This is a genomic window from Planctomycetaceae bacterium (assembly GCA_039680605.1).
Classification (GTDB): Bacteria; Planctomycetota; Phycisphaerae; order SM23-33; family SM23-33; genus JAJFUU01.
The window spans coordinates 1-18008 of sequence record JBDKTA010000039.1 but is presented as its reverse complement, the minus strand read 5'-3'; the positions used below and the strand labels follow the sequence as shown (position 1 = coordinate 18008).

At 63.8% G+C, this 18008-nt stretch carries 18 protein-coding genes; 7 read left to right on the top strand and 11 right to left on the bottom strand.

Going from position 1 to position 18008, the window contains the following annotated elements; all coding sequences use genetic code 11:
- The first annotated feature begins 13 nt into the window (after positions 1 to 13).
- From ABFD92_11070 to ABFD92_11060, 3 genes are all read left to right on the top strand, one after another.
- A complete protein-coding gene (locus tag ABFD92_11070; protein MEN6505074.1) occupies positions 14 to 895 on the top strand; it encodes a hypothetical protein in 882 nt (293 codons plus the stop codon).
- A 20-nt stretch (positions 896 to 915) separates the two neighbouring features.
- A complete protein-coding gene (gltX, locus tag ABFD92_11065) occupies positions 916 to 2370 on the top strand; it encodes a glutamate--tRNA ligase (protein MEN6505073.1) in 1455 nt (484 codons plus the stop codon).
- A gap of 212 nt (positions 2371 to 2582) precedes the next feature.
- A complete protein-coding gene (locus ABFD92_11060) occupies positions 2583 to 3101 on the top strand; it encodes a DUF1287 domain-containing protein (GenBank protein MEN6505072.1) in 519 nt (172 codons plus the stop codon).
- A 137-nt stretch (positions 3102 to 3238) separates the two neighbouring features.
- On the opposite strand, the gene ABFD92_11055 is transcribed toward ABFD92_11060, so the two are convergent.
- Positions 3239 to 3709, bottom strand: a complete 471-nt coding sequence (locus ABFD92_11055; GenBank protein ID MEN6505071.1) for a hypothetical protein — start codon at positions 3707 to 3709, stop codon at positions 3239 to 3241.
- 138 nt (positions 3710 to 3847) lie between these two features.
- Here ABFD92_11055 and ABFD92_11050 point away from each other — a divergent pair, with 138 nt between their 5' ends.
- The gene (locus ABFD92_11050; protein MEN6505070.1) at positions 3848 to 5359 is read left to right on the top strand and encodes an alpha-L-fucosidase; all 1512 of its coding nucleotides are present in this window, start codon (positions 3848 to 3850) and stop codon (positions 5357 to 5359) included.
- 4 nt (positions 5360 to 5363) lie between these two features.
- Here ABFD92_11050 and ABFD92_11045 read toward each other — a convergent pair whose 3' ends face one another.
- The 4 genes from ABFD92_11045 to ABFD92_11030 form a co-directional block, all read right to left on the bottom strand.
- Complete coding sequence (locus ABFD92_11045) at positions 5364 to 5591, bottom strand: hypothetical protein (GenBank protein MEN6505069.1); 228 nt, start codon at positions 5589 to 5591, stop codon at positions 5364 to 5366.
- 111 nt (positions 5592 to 5702) lie between these two features.
- On the bottom strand, positions 5703 to 6446 hold the full coding sequence (locus ABFD92_11040; GenBank protein MEN6505068.1) for a class I SAM-dependent methyltransferase: 744 nt from the start codon (positions 6444 to 6446) through the stop codon (positions 5703 to 5705).
- 91 nt (positions 6447 to 6537) lie between these two features.
- Entirely contained in the window at positions 6538 to 7344 is an 807-nt protein-coding gene (locus ABFD92_11035; protein MEN6505067.1) for a family 1 encapsulin nanocompartment shell protein, read from the bottom strand.
- Positions 7345 to 7357: 13 nt separating this feature from the next.
- The gene (locus ABFD92_11030; protein ID MEN6505066.1) at positions 7358 to 7714 is read right to left on the bottom strand and encodes a ferritin-like domain-containing protein; all 357 of its coding nucleotides are present in this window, start codon (positions 7712 to 7714) and stop codon (positions 7358 to 7360) included.
- Between the two features lie 422 nt (positions 7715 to 8136).
- Between ABFD92_11030 and ABFD92_11025 the strand changes: the two genes are divergently transcribed.
- Complete coding sequence (locus tag ABFD92_11025) at positions 8137 to 9132, top strand: reverse transcriptase family protein (protein MEN6505065.1); 996 nt, start codon at positions 8137 to 8139, stop codon at positions 9130 to 9132.
- 313 nt (positions 9133 to 9445) lie between these two features.
- On the opposite strand, the gene ABFD92_11020 is transcribed toward ABFD92_11025, so the two are convergent.
- The 5 genes from ABFD92_11020 to ABFD92_11000 form a co-directional block, all read right to left on the bottom strand.
- A complete protein-coding gene (locus ABFD92_11020; GenBank protein MEN6505064.1) occupies positions 9446 to 10372 on the bottom strand; it encodes an NAD(P)H-binding protein in 927 nt (308 codons plus the stop codon).
- A 268-nt stretch (positions 10373 to 10640) separates the two neighbouring features.
- Complete coding sequence (locus tag ABFD92_11015) at positions 10641 to 12032, bottom strand: NAD(P)(+) transhydrogenase (Re/Si-specific) subunit beta (GenBank protein ID MEN6505063.1); 1392 nt, start codon at positions 12030 to 12032, stop codon at positions 10641 to 10643.
- A 5-nt stretch (positions 12033 to 12037) separates the two neighbouring features.
- On the bottom strand, positions 12038 to 12370 hold the full coding sequence (locus tag ABFD92_11010; GenBank protein ID MEN6505062.1) for an NAD(P) transhydrogenase subunit alpha: 333 nt from the start codon (positions 12368 to 12370) through the stop codon (positions 12038 to 12040).
- The gene (locus ABFD92_11005; protein MEN6505061.1) at positions 12367 to 13506 is read right to left on the bottom strand and encodes a Re/Si-specific NAD(P)(+) transhydrogenase subunit alpha; all 1140 of its coding nucleotides are present in this window, start codon (positions 13504 to 13506) and stop codon (positions 12367 to 12369) included. Before ABFD92_11005 ends, ABFD92_11010 begins: the two co-directional genes overlap by 4 nt.
- 297 nt (positions 13507 to 13803) lie before the next feature.
- On the bottom strand, positions 13804 to 14034 hold the full coding sequence (locus tag ABFD92_11000) for a hypothetical protein (GenBank protein ID MEN6505060.1): 231 nt from the start codon (positions 14032 to 14034) through the stop codon (positions 13804 to 13806).
- Positions 14035 to 14154: 120 nt separating this feature from the next.
- Here ABFD92_11000 and ABFD92_10995 point away from each other — a divergent pair, with 120 nt between their 5' ends.
- Positions 14155 to 15297 carry a hypothetical protein gene (locus ABFD92_10995; protein ID MEN6505059.1) on the top strand — a complete coding sequence of 381 codons (1143 nt, stop codon included), beginning with the start codon at positions 14155 to 14157 and terminating at the stop codon, positions 15295 to 15297.
- Between the two features lie 283 nt (positions 15298 to 15580).
- On the opposite strand, the gene ABFD92_10990 is transcribed toward ABFD92_10995, so the two are convergent.
- Positions 15581 to 16720, bottom strand: coding sequence for a substrate-binding domain-containing protein (locus tag ABFD92_10990; protein MEN6505058.1), 1140 nt, complete (start codon positions 16718 to 16720; stop codon positions 15581 to 15583).
- A 114-nt stretch (positions 16721 to 16834) separates the two neighbouring features.
- On the opposite strand from ABFD92_10990, the gene ABFD92_10985 reads away from it, so the two are divergent.
- Positions 16835 to 17641, top strand: coding sequence for a LamG domain-containing protein (locus tag ABFD92_10985; protein MEN6505057.1), 807 nt, complete (start codon positions 16835 to 16837; stop codon positions 17639 to 17641).
- Positions 17642 to 18008 lie beyond the last annotated feature (367 nt).

The following is an 18008-nucleotide window of genomic DNA, read 5'->3' as shown; positions in this document are numbered from 1 at the left end:
AGGATACGATACCATGACCGGCGCTTTCTGCCGTAATGAGGCCGCCATGTATATCAAAGACAATCTGGAACAGCTTCGCAGCGCCGCCAAGTTGGCCGCCACACAACACGCCCTGCAATCGCTGAGGATCGGCCTGATCCTTTTTGGAGGACTGGCGACGCTGTCGTTGACGTCATTGGGCGACGCCAACACGCCGCCGCCGTTGAGGCTGATCTGGATCGGCACCGGGGTCCTGGGCCTGGTCATGCTCGCCAGCGGCATCTGGTTCTGCATTCACCAGCCGCGTATCGGCCTGCTCGTCGGAGGGATGCTGATCGCGGCGGTCGGTCTGTCCAATATCGCCTTGACTGCCGCAGAAGCTGCCGCGGGCGAGAAGCTCGGCGGGGGAAAGATCTTCTGGGTCATCTTTGGTCTCATGCAGTTCATCTGGGGCGCGAAGTTGGCGCGCATGTACGCGCGCGTCGGCGGCGCCAAGGCCTCTGCGCTGCCTCCTGAAATGATTGCCTGGCTGAAAGACAGCCTGAAGTTCCTGGGCAAAAAGGGCTCCCTCTCCAACTGCAATGTGATCCAGATCGTGTCGGCCGGGCCGAAGATCTGGCGGGTGAGCCTCTTGCCCGACGGCGCGTTGGCGGCGCGCATCAGCTTGGACCGCGAGATCATCGTCGCCGTGTCCGAACAGATTGCCCTGGAGGAATTGTCGCAAGAGAATGGTAAAGAGTCCGTCGCGCTTCGACTGGGCCCGCGAACCTTGAGCGGCACGATGAAACTGGAGCATATCCAGCGCTTCCGCCAGTGGCAGACCGCCCTGGCACAGATCGAGGCCCTTCCGACGCTGTCGGCGGCCCCCGACGCGCCCCCGCCTCTTCCGTCTGGTCTTGCCCCGCTGAATGACTGATTTAGTAGGATGAACTGCTGATGGATACTATCAAGACACGCTTTGCGCCCTCGCCCACAGGCTATCTCCACGTCGGCGGGGCGCGCACCGCACTGTTCAACTTCGCTATGGCCCGCAAGAGCGGCGGCACGTTCCTGCTGCGCATCGAAGACACCGACCGCGCGCGGCATGAGGAGTCGGCCGTCGCCAAGATCGTCGACGACCTGCGATGGCTGGGCATCGAGTGGGACGAAGGCATCGATGTCGGCGGGCCTGCCGCGCCGTACCGCCAGTCCGAGCGGCTGGAGATCTATCGCGACTACGCCCAGAAGCTCATCGACGCGGGCAAGGCCTACTACGCCTTCGACACCGCCGAAGAGCTCGAAGCCATGCGCAAAACCGCCGAGGCCGCCAAGGTCAACTTCTCCTACCCGCGCCCGGCGAGCTTTCCCACCGCCGCCGAGACGGCCGCGGCGCGGGCGGCGGGTAAGCCCGTCGTCATCCGCCTGGTCTGCCCGGGCAAGGACGTGACGATTCACGACGAGGCCTTCGGCGACGTGACCATGCCGGCAGACCAGCAGGACGATTTCGTCATCCTCAAGGATGACGGGTACCCCACGTATCACCTGGCCAACGTGATCGACGATGCGCTGATGGGCATCACGTACATCATGCGCGGACAGGAGTTCCTGGGGCAGACCTGGCGCCACGTGCTGCTGCGCTCGGCGCTGGGCTTTGCCGAACCGCGGTACTGCCACCTGCCGCTGATCATGGACATGGCCGGACGCAAGCTCTCCAAACGCGACGGCGACGTCGAGGTGCATTCCTTCCGCAAGGCCGGATACCTGCCCGGGACGCTGGTGAACTTCATCGCCCTGCTGGGCTGGAACCCCGGCGAGAACATCGAGCGTTTCACGCTGGACGAGCTGATCACGCTCTTCGACGTGTCGCGCATGGGCAAGACCAACGCCAAGTTCGACCGCGAAAAACTCCTGGCGTTTTCAACGATCGACATGGCCGCGGCCAGCCCCGAGCGGTTGCTGGCCGGCTTCAAGGACTTCCTCTCGCTCAACCCGGAAGTGCCGATCCCCGCGGCCGACGATGACCTGTTGGCCCGCGTGCTCGAGGCCAACAAGGGCATGCGAACCTTCGGCGACATCGTGACCAAGTCCGGCGTGCTCTTCGGGGGCGACGACGCCTTCGAGTACGATCCCGCCGCCGTGGCCAAGGTGCTGCAGAAAGGCGATAACGCCGGCTACGCCGTCCTGGCGCAGGTCCGTCCGGAGCTGGCGAAGATCGACTGGACCGCCGATGGCATCCACAAGTGGCTGGAAGACTTCTGCCAGCGCACCGGCCAGGGCATGGGCAAAGTGGCCCAACCGCTGCGCGTGGCCGTCACCGGCAGCACGATCAGCCCCCAGATCGTCGACACCCTGCTATTCCTGGGCCGGGAAAAGACCTTGGCGCGAATCGACCGCTGCCTACCGAAACCCTGAGGGACTCCATGCCGCGAGAGCTGGACAAGGCTTTGGAGCACTATCGGTCCCACATCGCGATGCAGGCACTGGCAGTGGTCTGCTGGTGTTGTCTCTTGGCCGGTTGCAGCCGTTCGGCCAGGCCTGCCGGCGAAACTCGCCCGGCAAGCTCGCCGCCGGGCGGTTCTGGTCAAGCGTCGGCCGCAGAGACGCCGAATACGCCTTCGCCGCCGGTGGTGGCTGCCGCGCGGTCCCAAGTGGGGAAAACCACCATCTATGACCCCGCGTACGCCCGTCTGGGCTACCCACTGGGCGATGTCCCTATCGACCGGGGAGTATGCACGGACGTTGTGATACGGGCCTTCCGCGACGGCCTGGGGATGGACCTGCAGGTGAGGGTGCATGAGGACATGAAATCTTCCTTCGCCAGCTATCCCAACACGTGGGGGCTGTCCAGGCCGGATCCCAACATCGATCATCGGCGCGTGCCCAACGTGCAGCGGTATTTCCAGAGGAAGGGATGGTCGCTGGCCGTGACGGCAGCGGCGGGGGATTATCTTCCGGGCGATATCGTCACCTGCACGGTTCCTCCCAACCGCCCCCACATCATGATCGTCAGCGACAGGAAGAACCCGCGCGGCATTGCCCTGGTCATTCACAACATCGGAAGCGGCGCCAGGGAAGAGGACGGCTTGTTCACGTTTCCGCTGACGGGGCACTACCGCGTTCCGGCACAGCAAGCACAGCGATAGAGTTCGTAATCTACTGTGTATAAGAAGCTTCCCATATGTTCACGTAGTTTGATGATGCGATCATCAGATATCGCAACAACTGCATAAAGGCCGTTGGGTCGATTAATTACTATGATCCTGCCCCACATACCCGCCCATCAAGCTATGAGCATCTTGACGAAGATGGCGACCTTTTCGCCGTGCAGATTCTTGCGGATCTCTTTGTCGATCAGGCTCAGCGTGGCCACGGGGGCCTGCCCGCACAGCCCGGCCATGTGATCGTAGGTGCGTTTGTCGCCGCTGCCGCCCATTGTGGCCAGGAAGGCGACTTTCCTGCACTCGCGGCCATGCTCGGTCAGCCACGTCCGCACGGGGCTGGCCATGGTGAAGGCCCAGACCGGGGTGCCGATGACGACCAGGTCGTACTCGTCGGCCTTGTGCTGGAACGGCCCGATCGGCGTGAGACGTTTGGTGGCCGCGTCGCGCCCGGCGAGGATCCATCCCGAGGCCCCGTTGTGATTGACGCCGTCGGCGATCTCCTCGATGTCGGCTGACAGGGCCTGCTGGATATCCTGGGCGGCCTTGCCCGTCAGGCCCGTTCGAGAGTAATACACCACGAGAGTCTTCATCGCGCACCTGCCTTTGCCCGAGTGGGCACCCATAAATCGTAGCCCTCAACGGGCGGGCGGTCCAACGGAATCTCCCGCCGCCGGGTCGGCGCAGGGGTTAAACTGGCAGCGCCAGGGAGGCGAAAGGAAGCATCGCCAGTGAGCAAGGCATCGCGTAGACTCATCATTAGTATCGTGGCAATCAGCGCGGTGGCGCTTATCGCGGCAGGGGCCCTGCTGATTGTTGCCAGCACGCACAGCCTTCCTCCCGGGTACGTCTCCGGGCCGTCGGAGCCCCAGGAGGAACCCGCCCTGGCCGATCTGACCGACTACAGCCCCGGACCGATGACGCAGCCGGCGACGGCGTCCACCCGCCGCGCCAACCCCGCGCGTCCGGCGCCGGAGCAGTTGGCGTTTCAGGACCTGGAGATGGGGCTGTTCGTTCATTTCGGCCTGGACACCTACACCGGCCAGTCCAGCGGCGACGGCAAGAAGTCGCCCGATCTGTTCAATCCGACGGAGCTGAACTGCGACCAGTGGATGCAGTGCGCCAAGGCGATGGGCGCCCGCTACGTCGTCTATACCGCCCGCCACGAGGGCGGGTTCTGCACCTGGCCCACGGCCAGCCATGACTACAGCGTCAAGGCCAGCTCGTGGCGCGGCGGGCGGGGCGACGTGGTGCGCGAGTTCACCGACGCCTGCCGCCGCGCCGGCATGAAGGTCGGGCTCTACCACACGCCCTCGCACGACGCCTTCAGCCGCCGCGTGTTCAAAGACGACCCCGCCGCGTACGAGCGCGTGCAGGCCCAGCAGATCACCGAGCTGCTGACGAACTACGGACCGATCGATTACCTCTGGTTCGACCACCACCGCGGCAGCGAGCTCTACCGCAAGATCGACGCCCTCGTGCGGCACCTGCAGCCGCAGTGCCTGATCTTCGGCGTCGACACGTGGATCCAAAACGGCCACACCGGCGTGGCGCCCGAGACGCTCTGGAACGCCGTCGACACGGTGGACGGCACGGCGTTCGAGCGCCCGACAAGCCTGGCGGGCACGCCCTGGGGGCGCTATTACCGCGTGTGGGAGACCAACACCGAATTCAGCGGGCATTGGTTCTGGAACGGCCCGAGCGTCTGCCCCGTCGAGTTGATGATCAAGAAGTACTACGCCTCCGTCGGGCGCGGGGCGAACTTTCTGCCCAACTTCGCCCCCGACCCGCGCGGGCTGATGACCGACGAAGTCATGAATCGCGCCAAGCAGTTCGGCGACGAGATCCGCCGGCGATTCAGCACGCCCGTCCTTGTCACAGGCCCGCGAGGGCGCGTCTCTGTATTCACGCACATGCTCAACCCGCCCGAAACGTTCGACCATATGGTCGTCAGCGAAGAGCTGCATCGCGGGCAGAATATCAGCGAGTTGGTCGTCGAATATTTTGACGGCAAGACCTGGAAGGAACTGGCCCGGCTCTCGACCGTCGGGCACAAGCGCATCGTCTTCTTCAAGCCCGTGACGGCCGGCGGCATTCGATTGAGCTGCCCGGCCTCCTTGACGGATCGGTGGGCTCTGACGCGCGTGGCGTTCTATCGAGCCGGTCCGGGTCCTTCGCCGGTCACGAGCGCAGACGAGCGATGGCGGCCGCGAGGCAGTTCGTCGCGCCCGGCGGGTCCATGACGGCTCAGCGGTCCGGTGCGGGTGTTCCTTCGACCGTCGTATCGTGCGAGACGTCGGGCTCGACGCTCTGGTGGCGATACTCAGCGGTGCGGTCGGCCGCTTGTTCGGCTTCGTAGCTAGACGGCGAGGGCGTATAGCCTGTTGTGCGTTCGACGTTGACGGAGCACCCGGATGTCAAAGCCGCCGCGGCAACAAACACCATTGCAGTGACGATGATCAGGCATGTCTTCATGGTTGGTCCCCTTTCCTCTATCCCAGTGTACGAAGTGAAACGCGCCGCGCGATCGGGCGGGCCACTGCATTTGCAGTACGATTCCCTCCGAGCCTCCCCGAGCCTCCGTCGCTACCTGGCGGACACTTCCAGGCCTTCGCCGTCGAAGATCACATTCACGCTCGATCGGAAGTTGTCGCTGCTGCGCACGAAGGCCAGGTACTGCCCGAGGCGCGGGGCGGCGTTGACGCTGTTGTGCGCCAGCACGACCGCGCCGGCGGGCAGGCGGTCGTAGCAGGCCCGCAGGATCTCCAGGTAAATCCCCTTGCCGCGGTCCTTGTCGCCGTCGGCATCGAGGTACAGCACGCCGACGGGCTCGTCGAAGTTCGCCGCGACGTCCACGGCGTCCGCCGCGATCACGCGGGCCGTGCCCGTCGGGTCGATCTTGCGCACGTTGCGTTCGGCGCGGGCGGCTTCGTCGGGCTTGATCTCCACCCCGATCAGCGCCCGGGCCTGGTAGCACGCCCCGGGGCCAACGCCCGCGCCGGCGTTTGAGATGAACGTGTTGCCGCAAAAAACGCCCGCCGCGATCATGTTCTGGGGCTGGATGATCGCGTTGATGGCGTAGAGCAGCCGCTGCATGCGGGGCGTGATGGCCGTCCAGGGGATCTCGAAGTTCTCCGCCACGCTGCGGCGGTGGGCGAGGAACTTCTCGTGGTCGTATCGCGCGTGCGGGAGGATGTGCGCTTCGCACAGGGCCTCGAGGGCGGCGGCGACGACGGCGATCTCCTTTTCCGCCGGCTCGACCGCCCGGTGCGGCTCGTGGTAGACCATCTTGTACGTGTTCCAGTCGTCGCTGCGAAACTCACCGGCCATGAACGTACTCCTGAAAGAACGAGCATTGTAACAAAAGAAAAACGCGGCGGGGGTTGCCCGCCGCGCTTTTCGTGGATGCGTTCGATGTCAGCTATTTGGTGCTGGCGGTCTTGAGGACGACGGCCGCACGCGGGTCGATCACGCGGAACGTGAACGACTCGGTGATGAACAGCTCGACGTTCTTGCTGTCGTGCTGGCTGTAGCCGATGGCGTAATCGGCGCCGACGGTCAGCTCGAAATCGCCGCCGCGCTTGGAGACGACCAGCCCGCCCTTGAGCACTCGCGACATCACGATCTCGCCCTGGAGGATCTGCTTGACCGTCTCGTACGGCGGGACGGGGGCCTTGCTGGCCGCGGCGAGCAGGGCAAAGTATTCATCCTGCCCCAGCACCAGGGTGTAGGGTCCGCCGACGTCGGCGGTGATGAGCGTCTTGACGGCCTGCCCTACCGCCGAGGCCATGGCGGCCGGTTCGCCCAGGGCGATGGCGTCGTGGGCGGCGGTTTTGACGATGCCCTTGATCGCGCCGGCGTCGAAGCCGGTGAAGACGGCGGTGTCTTCAAAGCGGGCGGCCTTTTCAACGGCGTCGATGATGGGCTGGTTGTCGACGTCCTTGGCGCCGCGGGTCAGGTTGTCCAGCTCGAACTGCGCGAGCGTGAAGGGAATCCGCGTCTCGACCAGCGGCTGCACCTGGCGGATGCCCCAGGGCACGTTGTCTTTCTTGACGTTTTCGAGCCGACCGAGATTGATAGCCGCCAGCTCCCATCCGTGCGGTCCGGAGAAGTCGACGACCTTGCGGGCGGCGAGGTTCTGCTTGAGGGTGCGCTGGGCCTCGGAGTCGATCCAGTTCCAGGCCAGGTCGCTGATGGGGGCGAATTCGCGCTTGAGTATGCTTGCCACGGATAGTTCTCCTTTACTTCATGGATCCGATGTTGAGGCTCGCAGCCGCGCCGGCGGCGGGGGCGGAGCCTTGGGTTTGGGCTTCTTCGACTTCGGTGATCGGCAGCGTCGTGAACAGGTAGGTCCGAAGCGGCTCGGCGAGTTGAGGGAAGTTTCGCCGCAGCCACTCCAGCAGCATCGAGGCGTGCTCGAGTTCCTCGTCGCGATTGTGCTCGAGAACGGCTTTGAGCGCCGGATCGGTCGCGACGGCCGCCCGTTGCGAGTACCACGCGACGGCTTCAAACTCTTCATTGAAGCTCTCGATGGCGCGGTGGATGTCCAGCAGTTCCGGCGTCAACGACTCCGGCGGGACGTGAAGCGGAATAGGCATCATGTCTCCTTTCGTAGTAACGATCGTCTATCCTGCGGCGGAATCGCATTGCCCCAGGCTCAAAACTTGCTCTCTCGGCCTGTCATAGGATATTGCGTTATCCCATCGGGCACAAGGGCCTGCGCCATTTCTAAACCCAATCCGCTACAGTTAGAACATTCTAGGCGTAGCGCCTCGGGCGCATCTCAGATTTTTTTCTGACCGATTGCAGCGGGCGCCGGCGGCGACTATAAAACTCATACTGTCTTGGCAAAGCTCAAATGCAGAGCGAAGGCTGATGTTTCGTCAGCCGGGTCGCGGTAACAAGACCTTCAGCAGGAGTTTCACCGTCGCACGGTGAAGCAAGACAGCCGCGGGCGCCGGCTGGGGACCGGACGATCCCCAGCCGGGCGCCTGCACATGTTGCACCAAGGGAAGCGACCATGGGACTGTGGCAGATCATCCGCGGACTGCTGGGCAGCAGCGAGGCCAATCCGTATCGCGCCGCCGGGGCGCCTGACGGTCCTGTCGGACGCGGCAGCGCTGCGGCCGCCCCCTCCCCGCCCAAGCGCAGCCGGCGGCGTCCGCCGAAATTCTTCCTGGCCGACCTGGCACTTCGGCTCGGCCGCGACAGCAACGCCCTCTCACAGATCGCGGTGGAGTACGAGACTTTCTCCATCGCCAAGCGCAGCGGCGGCCGCCGGACCATCCACGCCCCGCAGCCGGGCCTGAAGGCGCTTCAGCGTGACATCCTGCGCAAGGTGCTTGGAGGGCTCAAGGCGCACCCGGCGGTTAACGGGTTCCGCCGCGGGCGGTCTATTGTCACTAATGCCCTGCCTCACGTGGGGCACAGCGTACTGGTGCGGCTGGACATCCGCGACTTCTTCCCCTCGACCACTGCCCGGCGCGTGGAGGAATACTTCAGGTTCATCGGCTACGACGATTCGTCCGCCGCCCTCCTGACGCGGATCTGCACCCATCAAGGCGCTCTGCCGCAGGGCGCGCCCACCAGTCCGTGCCTGAGCAACCTCCTCAACTACCGCCTCGACGCGCGGCTGAGTGCCCTGGCCGCGAAGATGGGCGCCACGTACACGCGCTACGCCGACGACATGGCCTTTTCGTTCAGCGAACCGGCGGACGCGGCCCGCGTGAACATGCTGGTCTCGGCGGCGCAACTGGTGCTGAGCGGCTTTGGCTATCGCACGCACCACCGCCGCAAGCGCAGCGTGCGCCGGCGCCACATGGCCCAGTGCGTCACGGGCATCGTCGTTAATGACAAGGCCAATCTCCCGCGCGCCACCCGAAGGCGGCTGCGCGCGGTGCGGCATCATCTCATGACAGGAAAAGAGGCCTCGCTGACGGCTGCGCAGTTAGCCGGCTGGGACGCTTTGCAGCACATGATCAAGGTGCAGTCCGTGCCGCCAAGCGTGCCGCAATGACTCAAGGGCCTGCCAAGCCAATTAGCAGATTGCGGAACTGGATGTTTTCTTTATTACTGCTGGCCGGTGCAGCTGGGTCCCTGTGGTCTGCGACCAGCCATGCGACCTGTTTCGAGTCGGAACTGGCCAACCCACAGAATCAGCAATCATTCTGGCGATTTATCTACAGGTCGCTCTACTCTGCGGGTGGGCGGGCTGCCGTTGTGACATTTGATGCCGGGTTGGCAATTCTGATCCTGGCCACGTTAGTCGTGAAATGTTTCTGGGCCCTCAAGCCCAGAACCTCACACCACGAAGATAATGCGCCTTCACCTCAATCGTAGACCAGGCCCCTTCGCCGGGCGCGCTCGCTCATGTAGCTTCGGCCGAGGTCGGCGGCGTGGTCTCTCATCCAGTCGCTCAATCGCGTGGACGCCGCCGGCGGCGAATCGGTGGCCAGCAGGCCGTCCATAAGGCCGCGCATTTCCTCGGGCGTGACGATCGGGTCGCCCAGGATCCAGCCCATCGCCTGCACCATCGCCAGCGCCACCGGCGGCGGGGCCGGCACGATGAACCGATGCACCCCGATGGCCCGGGCGATGGCTTTGACAAGCTGGCGATAGGTGAACGTCTCGGGGCCAATCGCGTCGAGGGTGACGTTCTCCGTTCGGGCGGCCTGCTCGATCGCCAACTCCGCCAGGTCCTCAACAAAGATCGGCTGCAGGCGGTACCGGCCGCGTCCGAAGAGGGCGAAGACGGGCAGGCGCCGCAGGGCCCAGGCGATGTTGTTGATGAGGATGCCTTCGTCGCCGAAGAGCGCCGCCGGGCGCAGGATCGCGTGCGAGAGGCCCGAGTCTTTCAGCGACTCCTCGACCCGCGCCTTGCCGCGAAAATACCCCAGCGGCGAATCGGCTGAGGGGTTGGTAATGCTGATGTGGACGACGCGCGGCACCGCCGCCTCACGCGCCGCGGCGATCAGGACGCGGGAGTTCTCCACCGCCTGCTCGAACGTCAGGCCGTGCATCGGGTAGCGGATCCAATACGTGTTGAAGAGCACGGCCGCGCCGCGCAGGGACTCGACCAGCTTGTCCGGCGAGGCGAAGTCCAGCCGCGCCACGGCGATGCGCCGGTCGTCGCCGATATCGGGCCGTCGGCCGTTCAGGCTCAGCACCTGGTCGCCGCGCTCGATCAACCGCCGGGCGATATGGCGCCCCAGGAAACCGAAGGCGCCGGTGACGACATATCTTGTTGGCTCGGGCATGAAAGAATCTTATGCGGGCAGAACTATGGAGTGCGGCAGCCTTAGCTGCCGCTTTGGTTGTTGTTGGGATGGTGCGGAAGGTTGGGCACTGCTTGTGCCAAAAAACATCCAAAGCGGCAGCTGCTGCTGCCGCACTCCATAGGGCCGCACGCGATGGAAGTGCCGGGTGCCGTGGCGGGAGGGCGAAGCCCGACAGCCACGACTGCCCCAAGGTTCGGGGATCGTGGCTCTTCGGGCCTTCGGCCCTGCGCGCCACGGCACCCTTCGATCATCCTGCCTTTAATGCCGCGACGATGTCGCTGACCATGGCCTTGGCGTCGCCGAAGAGCATCATGGTTTTGTCGGCATAGAACAGGTCGTTGTCGACGCCGGCGAAGCCCGGCGAGAGGCTGCGCTTGATGATCATGAGCGTGCGGGCCTTGTCGGCGTCGATAATGGGCATGCCGTAGATGGGGCTGCCCTTGTCGGTGCGGGCGGCGGGGTTGATCACGTCGTTGGCCCCGATCACCAGCGCGACGCCGGCCCGCTCCATCTCGGGGTTGATCTGTTCCATCGTGTAGAGCTGGTCGTAGGGCACGTTGGCCTCGGCCAGCAGCACGTTCATGTGCCCGGGCATGCGTCCGGCGACGGGGTGGATGGCGTACTTGACCTCGATGCCGCGCGCGGTCAGCAGGTCGGCCAGTTCCTTGACGACGTGCTGGGCCTGTGCCACGGCCATGCCGTACCCCGGCACGATCACCACCAGTTGCGAGCCCTCCATGACGATGGCGGCGTCCTCCGCGGAGTACCGCTTGACCGGCGGGCGTTCTTTTTGCTCGCCCGCGCGCACCTGACCGACGGCCGCAAACAGCACGTTGAGCAGCGAACGGTTCATGGCCTGGCACATCAGGCGCGTCAGGATGATGCCCGAGGCGCCCACCAGGGCGCCGGAGATGATCAGTCCGTTGTTCTTGAGCAGGAACCCCGTTGCCGCCGCGGCCAGTCCCGAATAGCTGTTGAGCAAGCTGATGACGACGGGCATGTCGGCCCCGCCGATGGGAATCACGAACAGCACGCCGATGACCGCGGCGACCAGGATCAGCGGGATGATCACGTGCGGAAAGTCCGGCAAGTACGCCAGCAGCGCGATCAGCGCAGCGGCCAGCGCGAGCATCGCGAAGTTGACCAGCTTCTGGAACGGAAAGACGATCGGCCGCCCGCCGATGACGACCTCCTGGAGCTTGGCGAACGCCACCAGGCTGCCGGTGAACGTCAGCCACCCGATCAACGTGCTGATGCCGGCGATGACCAGGAACTCGGCGGAGCTCTCGGTCGTCGTGCCCCCGCCGTACACCTCCACCAGCGCCACCAGGCCCGACGCCAGACCGCCAAACCCGTTGAGCAGCGCCACCATCTGGGGCATGGCCGTCATCTTGACGGTATAGGCCACGACCGCCCCGATAGCGGTGCCCGCGATGAGCCCCACGACGATCCACTTCCAGTCGATGATCTCCAGCACCAGCAGCGTCGCGACGATGGCCACGAGCATGCCCACCGCCCCGATGGCGTTGCCCACCCGCGCCGTCCGCGGCGAGGCCATCGCCTTGAGGGCATAGATGAACAGGATCGCCGCGCCGAGATACGCGAAGTCGACCACCGTTTCCGGAATGTACGCGGCCAACAGGCTCATGGCTTGGGGCCTTTCTTGAACATGCCCAGCATGCGGTGCGTCACCAGGTACCCGCCGACCACGTTGATCATGGCGGCCGTGACGGCCAGCGTGCCGGCCGTGGCGGCAAGGATCTCATGCCCGCCGCCCTTGAGCACCGCCGCGGCGCCCAGGGCCCCGACGATCGTGATGCCGCTGATGGCGTTAGACCCGCTCATCAGCGGCGTGTGCAGCATGGTGGGGACCTTGGTGATGATCTCGAGGCCGACGAACATGGCCAGCACGAAGACGATGACGGCCATCGTGAGCGTCATCTCGGCGGCGGCCAGTGTGAGTAGTTGGCCAATCATGGCGTGCCCTTTCGGTGTTCGACCACCTGCCCGTCGCGCGTGACAAGGGTGTCGGCGATCACTTCATTTTCCATATCCACGTTGACCTGGTCGTCCTTGACCAGCTCGGCGACGAACGAGGCGATGTTGGAGGCGTACATGCGGCTGGCGTCGAGGGGCACCTGCGTGGGCAGGTTGAGCGGGGCGAGGATCTTGACGCCTTCGACCTGCACGTCCTTGCCCGGCTCGGTCGCTTCGCAGTTGCCCCCGGCCGAGGCGGCCAGGTCCACAATCACGCTGCCGCCGCGCATCGAGGCGAGCATGTCTTTGGTGATCAGCAGCGGCGCCTTGCGATTGGGGATCATGGCCGTGGCGACGATGATGTCGGCCTCGGCCACGTGCGGGGCGAGAATCTCCTGCTCTTTGCGGTAGTACTCGCTGCCCAGGTCGGCGGCGTATCCGCCGGCGGCCTCGGCGTCGTGGGCCACTTCCAGCGGCACGAACTTGGCGCCGAGGCTGAGGATCTGCTCCTTGACGGCCGGACGCGTGTCGACGGCCTTGACCACGCCGCCCAGTCGCCTGGCGGTGGCGACGGCTTGAAGCCCGGCCACGCCCGCCCCGATCACCAGCACGTTGGCGGGTTTGATGGTTCCGGCGGCGGTCATCATCATGGGCATCATTTTGCCCAGTGCGGCCGCGGCCAGAACCACCGCCTGGTACCCCGCGACGGTGCTCATGCTCGACAGCACGTCCATCGACTGGGCGCGGGTGATGCGGGGCATGGCGTCCAGCGAGAAGCACGTGACGCCCCGCTGTGCCAGGGCGGCGATGAGTTCGGGATTGGCCGCCGGGGCGAGCATGCCCACCAGCACCTGCCCCGAGTGGAGCAACTCAACTTCGTCGCGCGGGGCGCAGGGGCCCCACGCCGGCGGCAGCACTTTCAGGACGAGTTCTGCGCCGTCCAGGGCCGCCGCGGCGTCGGGCGCCACGCTCGCTCCGGCGGAGGCGTACTTGTCATCGGCGATACCGCAGCCGCGACCCAGCCCCGCCTCGACGGCCACCGACGTGCCCCCCCGCGCCAGTCGCCGTAGCGATTCCGGCACAGCCGCCGCCCGGGTCTCCCCCGGCAGGATTTCCCGCAACACGGCAATCTTCATCGCGCGGCTTCCTTTTTAGGACATGGCCCGGAGGCCTGCTTAATCCTATGCAGAAGCTCGCCGGCAAATCCGCGAAAATAGAGCGACCCCAAGCCGCCGGCGGCTTGGCAGCCTTTGCTCCGAAAATGAGCCTCCAAGAGGCTCCAGAATTTAGCCGCAGGCGCGAGCCTCCGGAGAACGTCTTCATAATCTCCCCGCCTCGCAGAGGCGGAAGGCTTTTGACTCTCGACCACCGGTGGCGTCTAAAACCTGCCGCCTCTGCGAGGCGGGTGCTAAACCACCGCCAAGCGGAGCCGGTCACAAATTGTGACCACCTCGGACAACGCCTTTCTGCTGCTGAAGAACCGCAATGGAGATTTTTTCAACTTTTTCAAAAGAAATCTGCCGCTCGTTCGTCTCAAATAGGGCCGGCATGTTGAAGACATAAAAGGCGGCCTCTGACGGATGGTTGAGATTGCGAACAATCTGGCGCGCTTCAGAAGGTGCTGAGAATTGCAGATGATAAAAAACCATGGTAGCTACTGGCATATCTTTCTTGTGGCGATATCTGTACTTCTACTTGCTGCCGTCATCTGTTGCTTTGTCTTATCGTCTCCAGAAGTGGATAGCCGGAAATTAGCAAATGACCATTTGAGGATGTCGCTTGCCTTGGCTAAGGGTGACAGTGACGTTGAAGATTTTGCTATTCGAAGAGAGCTTCTGAAGCGAGGTGAAGATGGGCTTCGGGCTTTTGAAGAAGAGTTCTCCCGACTGGGCGAGCAGGATCAGAGGCTTCTGCTGAGCACACCATGGGATCAGAATCCGGGTTGGCCTTTTCTGAATGAGTCCGCAGGCCGCTATCTATGGACGAATTTCAGCCACTTCACGGGGACGGATCGCGTGAATCTTCTCGTTATGGTCTCCAGGTGTGGCTACCGAGAAGTTCTGCCGGCCCTCAGAGAAGAATATCAGGCCGTGTGCCAAGATCCGAAAAGGACCGTTGTCGAAAGCGATCTATTGGGTTGTGCCTTGTGCATGCATAAGGACTTCCGCCACGTTTCGGTGTGGACGAAACGGCTGCTTCATCTCGATGACCAGATTCGATTTGCCTTAAACTTTTGGGATGCACGCGGGATGATGGGGCCGGGCTTGGGTTTGGCCATGGCTGGCCCGGTCAAAAACTTCATTCAGCGACAGGGACCGCAGGGGTGGGCTGAACTGGACGTTGTGGCCGCGGCTACTTTTTCCGGGGAAGAAAGAGGAAAGGCAAAGAGGCACCCAAGGCAGTATCTGGAAGCCTTCTGGGAAAGCGCCCGCGGCCGGCAGGTTCTTCTGGACAGTTGGATCTGGACCGGGAGAATCTGTCGGCATGAACAGGAGTATGCAACTGCTGAGACCTGCCTGCGCGAAGCGATTCTGATCGATCCAAAGAACGCTATGGCGAAGTGCTTTCTCGCGGGGGTCCTGCTCAGGTCGGGCAAAGAATCTGAAGCATCCGAACTACTGAAGGATGTGGCCGCTGTCCCGCCCAGGAACGTCGAGGTACTTTCGGATCTTGGAGTAAGCTTGTATTACCTGAAGGATTATCCCGGCGCCACCAAGGCCTTGCGGATGGTCCTGGAGCTCGACAGCCAGAACGGGACTGCAATTCAATATTTGGCACTTGCCGAATGGGGCCGCGGCAATAAAAGCGAGGCGCAAAGGCTGACAAGCCGTCTTAAGGAGTTAGATGCTGGTCTATGGCGACAGGTAATCAACTGGATACCCGAGATGTCCATCGACACAGCACAACCCGGAGAGGCGCCACGATGATACTTGATCGACTTCAACGATGGTTCGCGACCTAATGTAACGGTGCCGCACTCCAGGGGGGCTTGCTGCGATCCTTGCGCTGAACACCCCATGGCGACCTGCTAACGCGTGTCGCCATGCCACCCAATTAGATGCCGCCGCCCTTGACTTCGCTCGGCTCTGTGAGCTCTGTGTCTCTGTGGCCCAAACCGCCCGGATCAGAGCTTGGAGAACTGGACCATGGGCGATTATGGCCGCCTGCCGCAGGAGCAGGCCCGGCGGCTTAACGGGACAGGGAGTTCCTTCATGTAGTCGGCGGCGGTCTGCGCGACAGGGGGGTGCTTTCGGCGCGGTTGAACGTTCGGCGCAGGTGCAGGGCGCAACTGAAACCTGTCTGGCGGGCGATCTGCGCCAGGGTCTTGTCTGTCCCGCCCAGCAGGATTTTCGCCTGCGTCAAACGAGCCTGGCCGATCTCCTGGGCCACCGTCTTGCCCAGGTGCTTGAGGAAATGCAGGTCCAATGAGCCGCGCGAGAGCCCGACGGCCGCGGCGACGGCGTTGCTGGTCAGGGCGCTGTCGGCGAGGTGGTCCCAGATGAATCGCAACGCCCGCGCCGTCGGCAGGTGCGGCACGGCGATGATATTGCTGCTCTGACGCACCGCAATGCCCGGCGGCGGGATCAGCACGTGCCGGCGGGGAATGGGCCGCCCGGACATGCGAGCATCGAGCAACTCGGCCGAGCGGTAGCCCTGCTGGTAGCCGTCAATGCGCACGCTGGACAGGGGCACGGGGGCGGCCTGGCAGATCTCCAGGCAGTCGCCCACCCCGATCAGCGCCACCTGCTCAGGCACCGCCAGGTTGGCTTCGATGCACGCTTCGAGGGCATCGACGGCAGTCCAGTCGCTGTCCAGCAGCAGCCCCAGGGGCTTGGGCAGGGCGGTGAGTTCCTGGCCCAGCCATCGGCAGAACGCGCGGGAGGTGTACCCGCGCCGGGCAGGTTCGCTGGCGGACCAATCGAGCAGATAGAACTGCTTCTTCGCCCGCCGCACAGCCGCTTCAAATCCGTCGCGCTGGAGGTGAATCCACAGATACCCGCCGACGTAGCAGTAGGCCAGGTGCGCAAAGCGTTCCTGCAGAAGATGCTCTGCCGCCATCCGCCCGATCGCGTAATCGTCGGCCGCCGCCACGACGCCAGCCCTTTTGAAAGGCAGCCCCAGTCCGACGACCGGGACGCGAGAGCGCACCCAGAAGCGCATGTCGCGGTGAATGGCCTTGACGATGATTCCGGCTACGGACCAAAGCTCTGCCGCCTCGGAAGGGGTCTGCCTGAGCCCCTCGGCCAGGATCACCACCCATCCGGCCTTTTGTGCATAATCGCACACGCCGCGGCGCACGTCGTCGCGGTCGTTGCCGGCCAGCAGGATGCGTTTGACGTTTCGGGCCATGAAAATTGATACATCGTCATCCGATATATGATTCTTTACTAAAAAGGCAAACCAAATACAATGGAAGGGTCACTAAGCGAGCGAACCCCTTAATTCCAAGCGAAGGAGAAGCACATGACCCGGTCTACTTTGATTTTGGCTCTTGCAGGCGTATTGGCCCTGGCGGCATCGGCACAGGCGGGCACCGTCACTCAGGCGTTGTGGTTGATGGGCGAGGACGACCCCGGCGCGACGGCAGGAAACGCCGTCAACGCCACTGGCGTAGACAGCTCCGGCAACGGCAACAGCCTGACTCTTTACGACGAATGGTGGCCCGTTGGAAGCAAGCCGGAAGAGGTTCCGGCCAACCCGATTCTTGCAACGTACGTTGCGCCCGGAGCCGGCGCGGCCAGTTCTCTGGCGGTGTCCATGAGCACGGGCGACCCGATGTACTATTACGCCAACACCGTCTCGCTGGGCGCCGACCACGGAATCGAGATGTGGGTTCGCCTGACGAACAACGGCCAGCGGCGGGACGCTTTCTGGTCCAGCGGGCTGGGGATTTGGAACCCCAGCGATCAGACGATCAACTTTCATCTGGCAGGGACGGGCGATCTGGCGAGTTTCAACTATGAAGACGGCGCCTGGTATAACCTGGCGATCGTGACCGTCGGCGGCCAGACCACCTTTTACGTCAACGGCGAGTCGAAGTACTCTTTCGAACACAGCGGCATCAACGGCGGCGACCTCACCGTCGGCGGCGTTTCCGGTAACTATTCGCCTTGGGACGGCGCCATCGACAATGTGCGCGTCTTTAACGTCGACGGCGCGTTCGATCCGATGAGCGACCTGACGCTTTCGATGGACATCCCCGAGCCGGCGACAATGAGCCTGCTGGCGCTGGGCGGTCTGGCAGCCCTGATTCGCCGCAAACGGAAATAACTCTCACCGCAACGAGTGCAGCAGTCGCAGCGGGCGGCCGGTCGCATGACCGCCGCCCGCTTTTGTCAGGTCTATACGGGTCCCGCGGACGCCCGCGACACGAGACAGCTCAAGGTCTCATTGGAGTACGGGGCGCGGCGCACGATTACATAACTCTTTGTATAACGACAAGTTATGAATTTGAGTGCTGGCCGGGAGGGCTCTCCAGGTCCCCAAAAGCGGAAGTACATGGGTTTCCGGGTTAGCCCAACTTCCGCAGTTATAGATTTATGCAGATTATTTTCGGTCGATTTGTGCAGGAATGGCGGTGCAATGGCGGCATTCTGCTACCCCAAAGGGTCTTTTCACTTGTTTTGGATCCGATCAG